At 36.5% G+C, this 12,814-nt stretch carries 8 protein-coding genes; all 8 read right to left on the minus strand.

Annotated elements, in window-relative coordinates:
* Positions 1-133: 133 nt before the first annotated feature.
* The 8 genes from JK636_RS10330 to JK636_RS10365 all read right to left on the minus strand — a co-directional run bounded on the left by JK636_RS10330 (position 134) and on the right by JK636_RS10365 (position 12,805).
* On the minus strand, positions 134-1,192 hold the full coding sequence (locus JK636_RS10330) for a glycoside hydrolase family 18 protein (protein WP_202748835.1): 1,059 nt from the start codon (positions 1,190-1,192) through the stop codon (positions 134-136).
* A 176-nt stretch (positions 1,193-1,368) separates the two neighbouring features.
* Positions 1,369-4,488, minus strand: a complete 3,120-nt coding sequence (locus JK636_RS10335; RefSeq protein ID WP_202748836.1) for an alpha-mannosidase — start codon at positions 4,486-4,488, stop codon at positions 1,369-1,371.
* A 49-nt stretch (positions 4,489-4,537) separates the two neighbouring features.
* Positions 4,538-6,397 carry a glycoside hydrolase family 20 zincin-like fold domain-containing protein gene (locus JK636_RS10340; RefSeq protein ID WP_202748838.1) on the minus strand — a complete coding sequence of 620 codons (1,860 nt, stop codon included), beginning with the start codon at positions 6,395-6,397 and terminating at the stop codon, positions 4,538-4,540.
* A gap of 122 nt (positions 6,398-6,519) precedes the next feature.
* Positions 6,520-7,437: an ROK family protein gene (locus tag JK636_RS10345; protein ID WP_202748840.1), complete on the minus strand. Its 918-nt coding sequence runs from the start codon at positions 7,435-7,437 to the stop codon at positions 6,520-6,522.
* 30 nt (positions 7,438-7,467) lie between these two features.
* On the minus strand, positions 7,468-8,910 hold the full coding sequence (locus JK636_RS10350; RefSeq protein WP_243428193.1) for an alpha-L-fucosidase: 1,443 nt from the start codon (positions 8,908-8,910) through the stop codon (positions 7,468-7,470).
* A 118-nt stretch (positions 8,911-9,028) separates the two neighbouring features.
* Positions 9,029-10,600 (minus strand): extracellular solute-binding protein, encoded by a 1,572-nt coding sequence (locus JK636_RS10355; RefSeq protein WP_202748842.1) that lies wholly within the window; start codon positions 10,598-10,600, stop codon positions 9,029-9,031.
* A gap of 185 nt (positions 10,601-10,785) precedes the next feature.
* Entirely contained in the window at positions 10,786-11,688 is a 903-nt protein-coding gene (locus tag JK636_RS10360) for a carbohydrate ABC transporter permease (RefSeq protein ID WP_243428194.1), read from the minus strand.
* A gap of 166 nt (positions 11,689-11,854) precedes the next feature.
* Positions 11,855-12,805, minus strand: coding sequence for an ABC transporter permease (locus JK636_RS10365; RefSeq protein ID WP_243428195.1), 951 nt, complete (start codon positions 12,803-12,805; stop codon positions 11,855-11,857).
* Positions 12,806-12,814 lie beyond the last annotated feature (9 nt).

Here is a 12,814-nt window from a genome sequence, read left to right on the forward strand (position 1 = left end):
TTATGCTATAGGGAAACATCTTCAACTATTAGCTTATACCACTTGAAAAACTATTCAAGGTTCGGCATCTTAAGCCATGTATAAGCAAAGTTTTCGTATGTTTCCCTATATTTAACTTCAACTATTAATTTTATTATTTCCTATTGCATCCTAAAACAGAATATATACTATCAAGCAGCTTAAAGGTTTTGTCCAATGGATATTCCCAGAACATTATTCCACCAATATCTTTAGATACCACATACTCAGATTTGTATTTAAGAGAACGTTCATCTTCATAGGATACAAAATTTTTACCGTCAAACAAATATGGAGCTTTTGAATGATCATCCCAATAACTCTTATATCCATTTTTATTGATATAATCATTTACTAAATTCGTGTAATTACAGGTTTTACAGCCCGTTTTTTCAGCTTCCACATTAAATCCTGTTCCTGACTGTTTAACTCCTTCCCAAATTCTTGAGTAAAAGGCTGCTCCTAAAATTATTTTTTTAGAAGGCACCCCTGCTTGAAGAAGAATATTTACCGATTTATCACCACTTATTCCATCCGGTTCTTCTTTAGAAGAATACAGATTTGCATGATGCCCTGTTATATTTGTAAAGCTTCCTCTCATGTCATAGGTCATAACATTGATATAATCAAGATATGTGTGTACTTTAGCCATTTCAATGCTGTCCACATACTTCTGTCCTGCTCCAAGGGCAATAGTCAAAATATATTGTTTTCCATCTTTTTTCCCTTGTTCATTTAAGCTTTCTCTTAATTCCTTAAGATATTTAGTAAAATTTTCTCTGTCCTCTTTTCTTGCTTTAATTCCAGCCTGATCATTGCAGGGATATTCCCAATCAATATCTACTCCATCGAAGTTATTTGACACAATAAAATCAATAATGCTGTTCATAAAATTTTTTCTGCTTTCTTCTGTTAAAACTGCATCTGAAAAGCCATCGGCTCCCCAGCCCCCTATTGAGAGCACAGTCCTTAAGTGAGGATGTTTTTCTTTTACATTATTTAATATATGAAGCTTTTTTAGATGTCTTCCATTCAATAATCCATCTGAAATCACTCCAAAGGCATAATTTATACAGGTTATCTTATCAGCCTTTATGTCCTTTTCTTCCCAATCAGCTCCATCACTTAAATAGGCAATGATATGATAATTACTAATACTATTGGGTACTGTCATGATTTTCCTCCTTTTAGTCGAAGCACGGGGTGGTTTAAGACGCTCGTTTCCCTTCGGGCACAGGGTAACTTAAGATGTTCGCTTCCGCTCACAAGTTACCCGTAAAAGTCCATTTAGGACTTTGCCTTCGACCACGGTGCAACTTAGCACGCTCGCTCCCTCTAGCAAACCACCCGTTAAAGGTCATTTAGACCTTTAACCTCCTTGCATAATTTACATAGTATGGTCTTAATTTCAAACGGCTTAACGTACATAGAAATACTATTACCATCAATATGACACTTTTTAGTTTCTTCTTCTAATAAGTTAGTCTCTACTACTTCTTCTACGGTCACATTAAAATTAATTCTAATATTCTTACCTGTTTTAGCAGCATCATAGAAACGAACTACAAATCCTTGTCCATTTTCAGCCCATTTTACTGCTTCTACAATGATATTAGAAGCATCGATATTTAGTAATCCGTTAAAATCCTCTGTTCTTTTATCAACCTTTGCACAAACAACAGGGACATTCAGTTCATAGGCTGGTTTAATTACAGAATCTACAGAGAATCCGCAATTATGAGGTACTAGTGAATAAGTTACATAGTGAATACCTTCATCGCCTCTTGGATCTGGTCTTAAACCTGATTTCATAAGACTTAATCTTATGTCACTGCCATGGGTGCTGACACCGTATTTACAATCATTTAATAAAGCTACACCAAAATCAGCTTCTGATATATCCGACCACTTGTGAGCACAGGATTCAAATCTTGCTCTATCCTGGGATAGATTTTCATGGGTTGCTCGTTCCACATATCCATATTGGATTTCATGTTTTGCATTTTCAGCAAAGACATCCAGCTCAAAACCTGCCTTTAATAACCTATGCTTTTCAGACCATACAATTTTAGTTTCAAAATCCACCTGTGGTGAGTCTGCATGCAGTACCATATCCTGTATAATAGATGAACCTTCACCTATGCGGTAGCTGCTTCTCAATCTCAGCTCTAAAGCTCCATCTGATACTATTTCTCTGCCTGTAAAGCCTTTCTGAACTTCCATTTTCAATCTCTGGTCTCTATCTATATCCCAGTTATCCCAGTAACTTGGTATATCTTCACCCAGCCAGAAGGTATTTAGTGCTCCCCCGGCTTTTACAATTTCTCTTCCTGTAGCCTTATCCTTAAAGGAGCTTATTCTGCCAATGGAATCAAAGGTTACAACCGCAAATGGCGTCTCAACAATGTTTTCATCTACGGAAAAAGCCGATTTATTTATACAGTCTTTTTTAATCATTGGTACAACTTTATAACCTAATGCATCAACGTTCAGTCCGGAAACTACTAATTTATCATTATTATCTATATCCTTTATCCACTGAGACTGTACATAATCTACATCTGGAATATATCCAAAATCAGCATTATCCAAAATAAATTGTCTTGTTTTATTCCAGCTAAGGCTATTAACTGCCATTATATATTTACTGTCACTGCTTGACTTTACAAAAGCCTCTATTGCCTTGTCAGTAACTTGTCCTGCTTCTTCCAGGCATTCTTTAAAGGCGACAATAGCCTCGTCATTTACTCTTGCGATAGAAGATCCTGGTAAAATATCATGGAATTGGTTTGTAAGCAGTTTTTTCCACATGTTTAACAGCTTTTCCTTTGGATAGCTGGCTCCGTTAATAGCCGCTAAGGTACTTAAAAATTCTGCATTTCTGTAAGCTATCTCTGTCTTTCTGTTGCCTCTTTTAACTTCTGCTATGGAAGTTAGAGTTCCTCTATGAAGTTCCAGGTAAAGCTCTCCGCACCACTGAGGCAAATCCTTTAATTCATTCTCTATACCCTGCATAAAATTACTTACTGATGAAAATTCTGCTTTAGGACATCCTTCAAGGTCTTTTACACGTCTTGAAACCTCAACCATTTCAGCCATTGGACCGCCGCCGCCATCACCATAGCCAATGGCAGTAAGCCTGCGATCCTGGATATCCTTATGTTGAACATCCATCCATTGCTTGGTCAAGGTTTCGGGATCCGGCCAGCAGTGTATGGTATTAAAATGTGATATTACAGAAGATCCATCAATGCCTTTCCAAACAAAAGTATCATAAGGGAATCTATTAGTATCATTCCAAGACAATTTTGTGGTGCAGAAGTATTTTACGTTACTGCCTCGTAATATTTGCGGCAGTGCTGCTGAGTAGCCAAATACATCTGGCAGCCACAGAGTATCGGATGTATACCCAAACATCTCTTTTGTTGCATTTTGTCCTACTAACAGCTGTCTTACAAAGGATTCACCTGAGGGTATATTGCAATCCGGCTCTACCCACATTGCTCCATTAGGTTCCCATCTACCATCCTTAACTTTATCTTTAATACCCTCATATATTTCCGGATATCTCTCTCTCAATACTGAGGCATAGTAAGGTGTACTCTGTATAAAATTTAACTCAGGATATTGATCCATAAGATTTAGTACCGACGAGAAAGTACGGGCAGATTTTCTCCAGGTTTCAGCAATAGGCCATAACCATGCAGTATCCAGGTGAGAGTGCCCTACGATTCCAAAACTAGGCATAGTTGAACCATTCTTATCCTTAAGTAATGGATGCATGAGTTCTCTTGCTTGTGAAAGCTTAGCTCTCCAATTCTCTTCAGGAACCTCTGAAGGCATTGCATATACTAATTCATAAACCTTTGCAAGCTGTCTTATTATCTTGTTTTTTCTCAGACTATTTTCATCAAGGACATTGGCCAGTTGTCTTAGAACTCTCAAATCAAAAACAAAGTTACTTACATCTTCTCTTTCAAGAACCACAAATATACCTTCAAAAGTCTTGCAGTCCGGCTCAGGAGCCTTGTCATTTTCATCGGCACCACAGCCTGGAATATGATGTCCAGTATAGGATTCAAAGGCTAGCCTATATGTCTTTCCAGCCTCTCCACCAGCCGTCATCATCACTGATGAATGATTGACATCAAATACTCCTTTATATTTACCATCTACAATAAATAATGAGTCGCCATTGGTCTTTGCCTGAATAAAAACCTTTTTTCCTGCACATACTTGCGGTAAAGTAACTTCTCCTCTAAACCAAGTTGTCTGCCAGTTATTACCCCACTTAGTACCTATTTCACCAGCACGCCAAACTGCACCTTCCTGAGATGTTGGCTCTTTAGTAAAGTGTTCATAGGTACTCCACATTTGCGCTGGCACTTCAGCTACTGTTTCATATCTCAATTTTGAATATCTATTTTCTATACTCTCTAGCTTGGCTATTATTTTCTTATCAACAAGCATTAAATACTTCCTCCCTGCCAATATATCTCATGTACATATCAAGGATTTGTTATTTAATATCCCTAATATAATTGCATAGATATTTAATCATATCTCTAATTCTATAGAGCTCACTTTCCTTATTTCTCTTACGCCATAGGCCGCTGAAATCTGCCAGCCAATACTCCAGCTCCACTGCAAGACTGCTGCGCTCCTTAACTTCAACTATTTCTTCATGCTTAAACTCATATTTTTTTATACAAATACAAGCAGCATTTACTAAAGCTACACCTCTTGCAGAAACAATAAATTCTTCTATATCAATGCTTCGATTACTGTATGCCTTGCTTCCCTCTTTTAATATTTCTGCTTCAAGTCTTCTTGCTTCATGATACCATTCTGTCATTGCTGCTTCACTTACTCTGTCTAATTCCTTAAAGCCTCTTTCTATATTTTCATTTTTTATTATTTTGTGTTCCGCAAAGAAAACTATATATTTCCATTGGTCGGTTTCTTTCTTAGAAAGCTCTCTAAGTAGTGCTGCAATATTTTTAGCATCCTTGCCAAACTCTAGGGTAGATATGGCTTCATCCATATAGCTGAGTTCACTATTATCTTCAGGATTCCAAGATAAAGCCGCTCCATAGATCATTCCCGGCATGGAATTACCAAATAAATTAACATGCCCATAATCGCCCCAGTCTGTATTTAACACACCTACAGCACCATATTTTTTTCCATAACTTATCATTTTGTTTATATTGATAAAGGCACTATCCATAGAATTCATGATTCTATTCCAGCCGCCTACTCCCGGGCATACATATTGCTTTACACCGGCTTTAGCTAAAGTTTTTGTATCATCTTCCGTTACAGTATAGTGATAAGCCCAGTTAAGACAAACTACATCCTTAGATATTTCTTTCAAGTATTCAGGACTTTTTACAATTATATCCCCCCAGAACATTATCTGCTTATCATAGGTCTTAACATATTCCATTATCTTTTTTAAGAAATCTACATACAGTCTTTCAACACCTTGGCTCTCTGCCAATTTAGCACTTTTCCCTTTTCCTATATCAAAGGTTTCATCACAGCATATATTAAACTTTTCCGAGCTGAAAAGAGGTATAAATTCTTCAAGCATACTCTTTACAAATTCTATGCTTTCTTCCTGTGAAACATCTAAAGTATGATGTGCATTTCTCTCGTGCCAGGAATAAGGTTCTCCCTTATAGTTTTCCAGTTCACATAGATGATTGTAGGTTTTGGTCATTAAAACCTCATAAAGATGTCCAAAGGTTGCTATTGAAGGAACAAGCTCTACATTTTTATCTTTACAGTATTTGTCCAGCTCCATTATCTCTTCAGTAGTAAGCGGATCTTTTCCGGTCCATACTTCACTGAAATTTTTAAAAGCATAGGTGTGCTCAACATAAAGCTGAAGCTGATTAATTTTATAGAAGGATAGCCTATCTACCAGTTCCTTTAAAGTTTCCAAAGTAGGTACTTTTCCTCGGGTAACATCATGGTAGAAACCTCTATTTTTAAAATAAGGAGCATCTTTTATTAATAAAGCCGGAAGTACTACTCCCTCTTGCCTTATTATTTGGCGCAGGGTCTGAATGCCATAAAATAAACCTGCATCATCATTGCCGGTTACAACCACAGAGTTTTCACTTATTTCAATGGTATAACCTTCTCTATCACCAGTCTCTTTTCTTAAGAAGATAGACTTGTCCGTTTTTTTAATTGCCTTATTTATCTTAATATCGATATTAGTAGACTTTTTTATCTCGCTTTTTAATAATTTTGCAGATTCATAATCGTTAAAATTACAGGAATAATCTAATACAATCTCTGTGCTTCTGCTTATATAAAAATTTTTTTCATGAAATGTCAATTCTTTTGGTGCAGGAATCAAATACATATAATCCTCCTATCAGCAGCATTGCTGCTATACACTACATATTTATCTCAAATCCGTAATGAAAAATATTACGAATTAGATATCATTTTATTATTTTTAAAATTAAATACTATAATTTAATGCTATACATTCTCATTGTTTAATGCATTGTAAGCTGCACCAATTATTCCGGCATCATTTCGAAGTTCCGCTTGAACAATTTTAGTGTAGTTACTGTAGGAAGGCATAACCATCTCTTTAAATCTGCTACTTATTTTATCGAAGAAAGGTTTGCCTTGGGCTGAAATGCCACCACCGATTATTACGATACCAGGGTCTAGCAAATGTACTAGGTTTACAATACCTATGGCAACATTATTGATAAATTTCTCATAGACTTTTACAGCTAAACTTTCTCCCTTTTTTACCCTATCTATAATCTCTTCTCCATTTATTTCTGATACATTTATATTGGCAAGTGCTGCATAATTTCTTATCAGCGCAGAAGTTGACCCGTATCTTTCATAGCATCCGGTTCCTCCACAGGCACATTTCTCTCCATGAATATCTATTGTTGTATGGCCTATTTCTCCAGCGCCTTGTCCAATTCCTTTGTATATCTTATTGTTTATTATAATAGCTCCGCCTATGCCGGTACCTAATGCTATACATACAAAGGTATCTTTTCCTCTGCCTGCACCCAGCCATAATTCACCTAATGCTGCTGCATTAACATCATTCTCAACATAGCAGTCAAGATTTGTTTCATTTTTTATACTTTCACTAAGTTTTGCTCCTGTATAACCAGGCAGGTTATCAGACGCAAAGATAATCTCTCCATTTTTGCTATCTACGTTACCGGGGGTGCTTATTCCCACAGCATGTATTTCATATTTCTCTTGCATCTCTTTAATTTTTTTGATTAAATCCCTTGGAATTGTATTCTTACAATCTGTCTTTGGTGATTCAAATTTACCTTTATATAATATTTTTCCTGTTTCGTTCACAACACCATATTTTATAAAAGTTCCACCTATATCAAAGCATGCAATATTCTTCATAAATAACCATCCTTGCTCTATATTCTCTAATTAATTTTTCTTATCTTTTAAGCAAAAGACTCTGGCAATAGGCGCAGCTTCTCCGACAACTTGTGGTGCATGTAATAAGTATCCTTTATCTTTCTTCTCGAAAGGAACTGCTTCTTTACTATCAAGCATAGTAATTTCTGATACTTTTCCTTCATAAGGAATCCATACTTCTGACGATACCACATCAGCTTCATCGTTGAATATTTGAATTGCATATACTGTACCTTCTTTTTGAGTAAAGGCAATTCCATCCTTCTTATATGGAGCACATACTCTAGTGCCGTATATTGCATCTCCGTATATCTTTAACCATTCACCCATTCCTTTAAGTGATCTTATCGCTCCCTGTGGAAGTCTGCCGTCTGGCTGTGGTCCTACATTGATTGCAAGATTTCCGCCCTTTGCAACAATATCTATAAGTAATGCTATAACTTCTCTTGGTGATTTGTATTTATCTTCATATGCAAAAGAAAAGGATGTTCCAAGAGTAATACAGCTCTCCCATGGAATTCCTAATGGTTCATCCGGAACACATTGCTCAGGTGTTACATAATTTTCATAAGCACCGCCTACAGTTCTATCTGCACAGAGCATACCCGGCTGAAACTTTCTTATTTTTTCTATTATTTCTCCAAGACGGATATCCTGATTATTCTCCTTGCATACCCAACCGGCATCAAACCACATTATATCAATCTGTCCATACTGAGATCCCAGTTCATGAATTTGGTTATGAGTAAAATTAACAAAGCGTTCCCACTCTTTTGGATTTTCTATAGGATTATATGCTGGACCTCTATGCTGATAACTTCCTCTTTCATACTTATCACTCCAGTAACTGTCTATATGCCAATCTGCTTTTGAGAAGTAGGTTGCAATTCCAATACCCTTTTTTCGAAAAGCCTCGAATAAATTTGCGCATATATCAGCATGGTGATTATTATGGTAAGGACAATCTGGCGCGGTAATCTTATAATCGGAATGTTTAGTATCCCACATGCAGAAACCATCATGATGCTTTGTTGTAAAAACAAGATATCGTATACCAGCTTCTGATGCAATTTCCGCCCATTTTTCAGGCTCAAATCTTACTGGGTTAAATGTTTTATTCAAATCAAAATACTGCTTTTTAAATTCTTCTCCGGTAACTTCCCAATCGATGCCATTTCTTGACCAATTAGCATCTGCATCACTAAGTGCCCAGGATTCCACGACTCCCAACTGGGAATATGGCCCCCAATGCATCATAAGTGCCAGCTTCTGATCCTGAAACCACTCTAGCTTTTGTAATACCTTTGGGTCTTTAGGCACTACATAGCTGTCTTTACCGCTGTAATTATGTACTCCCTCCTGTACAACTTCATCTTCTTGCATTTGTTCTTGAATATCTTTTTTCTCTAAATTGTTATCTTCTGCAATTTGTATTTCTTTTACTTCTGACATCTTTCTTCCCCCTTTACATAATCATTTGAAAAAATAACTTTCAGCTGTCAAAGCTATAAAAAAATGGAGCAAGATCTAAACCGTGCCCCATTTTTCATTTTTTAGTATTATTAGTATTTTATTTCTGTTTTATTGCATCTAAACGTGTCTTAATATAATCTTGAAGTCCTAAAGTGTCAAGCTGCTTTACATATGAATCCCACTCTTTGTCAACATCTGCTTGTCCAGAAATCCATTGTGCACTCTTTTGCTTAATATAATCTTTAATAGCTGTTTGTTCATCAGAGAACTTGGCAGAATCCTTTACAGAAACCCAGTATTCAGGAATTGGCTTCTTTGTTAAAGCTGATTGATAAGCTTTATCAGTACCTCCCTTTTCATCAAATGCAGGATTATCCTCTTTCACCTTAAAACCAGCTGGAATGTAATGAGGCAAAGACTGAATCCATAGATTTGGCCAGCTATATTCATCCTGTTCTTCTTTAGATAATACCTTAGTTGCGTCAAGTGAACGGTAGCCGTCACCTTCCTTTATAAGAGTTTTACCTAGAGGTCCACGGTTAGTCTGAAGTGAATTTTCCAATTCAAATGCATTGTCCCACCATCTGCAGATTGCGGCTGGATTCTTAGCTTTATCGGTAATAACTACCTGGTTCTTAAGTACAGATGTTCCATAAGAACTTCTTAGCCATACTGGAGTGCTGCCATCTCCACTAGTTAGTACTGGAAGAGGTTCCCAATCAGGCTTTGATCCAGCTGCATATGGCATAAAATCTCCACTACCATAAGCTATAACTACACCATACTTGTCCTGGGCACCCTTTGCCTTCCATTGGTTCAGGTCTTGAGTAAATATCTCTGGATCTATAAGTCCTTCTTTATATAAACTGTTTAAATACTTTATGCTGTTTTTATATTGAGCAGTATTAGCTCCAAAAGTCAGCTTATCATCAGCCATGGTAAATCCAAGATCATCCATAGACATACCAAACCAGCCAGCTAAATAGTTAAGATGCTTATTATTTGGGTCAGCAGAGAATGGTATTAAACCTGCAGTTTTGAAGGCCTTTAATACATTACGTAAATCCTCTGTTGTCTTAGGCATTTGAAGTCCAAGTTTCTTTAACCATTTTGTATTAATATATGGACTGAAGTCAACCTGTGGTGCTTCCAAAGCATAAGGAATTGAATAAATGTGTCCGTCTGGTGCTGTCATAGCATCTCTAACACCAGGTAAATCAAGTATTTTCTCTATATTAGGACAATATTTCTTAAAGTAATCTTCTAAAGGAATAAAGGTTTTCATATCAACGCCATACTTCAAAATATCTGTGTCACTTAAAGTCCATCCGGCGATAACATCAGCATAGTCACCTGAACTTAAAGCCAGGCTTAATTTTTCCTTTGCAATTTCAAAAGGAAATGTTTGAAGGTTCACCTTGATACCTGTCTGCTTCTCTAATACAGGCATCATATAATATTTTCCTGTTTTACTGGAGTCATCTGCAAATAGAGAAAATGAATATTTTCCTGCATCAACTATAGGCAACCCCTTTTCATGCATATCCCCGATGCTTTTCATTGAACTTCCTGATGCACTTTCTGCACTTTTTTTCGCGCAGCCTGTTGCAAGTGTCATGATGGTCATTGTAACTGCAACTAATGATAAAAGTAACTTCTTTCTTTTCATAGAAACCCCTCCATTATATTATTTATTTATACCAAAGTCTTATTAATGGGCTTTATACCCATAGCAGACTGAATGGCCTTAAGTATAGAGAAGCCGGCTTAACTTATAAGATATGTATTTGTAAAGCTGGCCTTCCCAAAAGAATGTTACAAAAGTAAACTTTGTTTTTAAGCTATAACGCTATATTAACCCTTTACAGAGCCAATCATGACTCCCTTAACAAAGTGTTTTTGAACAAATGGGTACAGAACTAATACTGGAATACTTGATATAATAATTAATGAGTATTTCATTAGCTCCATTACTTGACGTCTTTTCTCAAATTCAGCCTGTTGCTCCACTGAAGTTAAAGTCTGTGCTAACTGCTGTTGATTCTGTACAAGGATAGAACGTAAAACCAGCTGCAAAGGGAACTTGCTCTCTGACTTCATGTAGAGTAATGCTGAGAAATAAGAGTTCCAAATACCTACTCCATAATACAATACCATTATTGCAACAATAGAACCTGAAACAGGTAAGGCAATGCTGAAGAAGAACCTGCCATGTCCACAGCCATCTATTGCTGCTGCATCATACAATTCTTCTGAAATATTCATCTTGAAAAAGGTTCTTGCTACAATCATATTGAACACGCTCAATGCCCCTGGAACTATTAGTGACCACATGGTATCCAGCATATGCATATTTTTTATAACCAAATATGTCGGAATCATACCACCGCTTAAAAACATAGTAACCATATAAAAAAACATTACGAATTTCTTGCCTTGAAACTTATCCCTTGAAAGTGCATATGCTGTAGGCAGTGTCAAAGCCAGACTAAGAAAAGTACCAACTGCGGTATAAAAAATGGAATTTAAGAACCCTGTTATTACCTGCTTATTCTTGAACACCTCTTCATAACCCTTAAAATTAATTCCTACCGGAAATAAAGTAACATTACCCCCAGCTACTGCCTTTGGATCACTAATTGAAGATATCACAATAAAGTAAAGTGGATATGCTACAATTATGAAGATTGCAGTAAGAATTATAAAAACAACTGCATCATAAATTTTGTCGTGTCCTGAGCGTTTACCTCTTTTCATCGTCATTCCCCCTTTTAGTCAGAAGCACTGAGCAATTAAAGACTCTCGCTTCCGCTCGAAAATTGCTCGTTAAAGTCCATTTAGGACTTTAGTTCGGTGCAACCTGAACTCGCTCATTACCATTCGCTAGGTTGCCCGTTAAAGTCCATTTAGGACTTTAACCTCCTTACCATATACTAATTCCTGAAAGCTTATCAGCTATCTTGTTTACAGCTATCAATAAAACCGCATTTATTGCTGAATTGAACAAGCCAATTGCTGAAGAATAGGAAACATTATTATCTACAAGACCTACTTTGTATACATAAGTTGATATAACCTGAGATACGCCTAAGTTTAAGTCATTCTGAAGCAAAAATACCTTCTCGAAGCCAACTGACAAAATACTGCCGCAGCTTAGTATCAGTAGAATAGTAGCCGTAGGGATAATACTTGGAAAATCGATATGACGCACAATTTGAAATTTACTAGCTCCATCCATAACTGCTGCCTCATGTAATTCCGGGCTTACTGAGGAAAGAGCTGCAAAATATATAACTGAACCCCATCCCATGCTCTGCCATACACCTGACCATACATATATGTGTCTCCAATAACTCTTATCGGCCATAAAGTTAATAGGTTTAAAGCCAAAGATTTGTATAATATGATTAACTACTCCCACACTTGGAGATAGGAACAGTAACAACATACCGCACATAACCACCGTAGAAATAAAGTTTGGTGCATAGGTTACACTCTGTATTACTTTTCTGTATCTCTTATGACGGAAGGAATTCAATAACAAAGCAAGTATGATTGGAATTGGAAATCCAGCAATCAATGAGTAGATACTAACTGAGAAGGTATTCCAAATTGTTTGGAAAAAATATGGTGACTCAAAATATCTTTTAAAATACTCCAATCCTACCCAATGACTACCAAAGAAACCTAACTTCGCATTATAGTTTCTGAAAGCAATCTGTACTCCGTAAAGAGGAATATAGCTGAAAATAAAGGTTATAACTATTCCAGGGAGAACAAACAGCCAGAGAACATAGTCTCGTTTAAAATTTTTTATAAAATTAGAACTTTTTTTTGGCTTTACATTTAATTGCCTTACTTCTTGCATACTCATACGCATCTT

The organism is Clostridium rhizosphaerae, from assembly GCF_016765585.1.
In the GTDB taxonomy this organism is placed as follows: Bacteria; Bacillota; Clostridia; order Clostridiales; family Clostridiaceae; genus Clostridium_AT; species Clostridium_AT rhizosphaerae.

What these genes read in the sequence shown, in the direction of transcription:
- JK636_RS10330 (WP_202748835.1), bottom strand. Translation starts at nt 1,192, where the DNA reads ATGACAGTACCCAATAGTATTAGTAATTATCATATCATTGCCTATTTA.
- JK636_RS10335 (WP_202748836.1), bottom strand. Translation starts at nt 4,488, where the DNA reads ATGCTTGTTGATAAGAAAATAATAGCCAAGCTAGAGAGTATAGAAAAT.
- JK636_RS10340 (WP_202748838.1), bottom strand. Translation starts at nt 6,397, where the DNA reads ATGTATTTGATTCCTGCACCAAAAGAATTGACATTTCATGAAAAAAAT.
- JK636_RS10345 (WP_202748840.1), bottom strand. Translation starts at nt 7,437, where the DNA reads ATGAAGAATATTGCATGCTTTGATATAGGTGGAACTTTTATAAAATAT.
- JK636_RS10350 (WP_243428193.1), bottom strand. Translation starts at nt 8,910, where the DNA reads ATGTCAGAAGTAAAAGAAATACAAATTGCAGAAGATAACAATTTAGAG.
- JK636_RS10355 (WP_202748842.1), bottom strand. Translation starts at nt 10,600, where the DNA reads ATGAAAAGAAAGAAGTTACTTTTATCATTAGTTGCAGTTACAATGACC.
- JK636_RS10360 (WP_243428194.1), bottom strand. Translation starts at nt 11,688, where the DNA reads ATGAAAAGAGGTAAACGCTCAGGACACGACAAAATTTATGATGCAGTT.
- JK636_RS10365 (WP_243428195.1), bottom strand. Translation starts at nt 12,805, where the DNA reads ATGAGTATGCAAGAAGTAAGGCAATTAAATGTAAAGCCAAAAAAAAGT.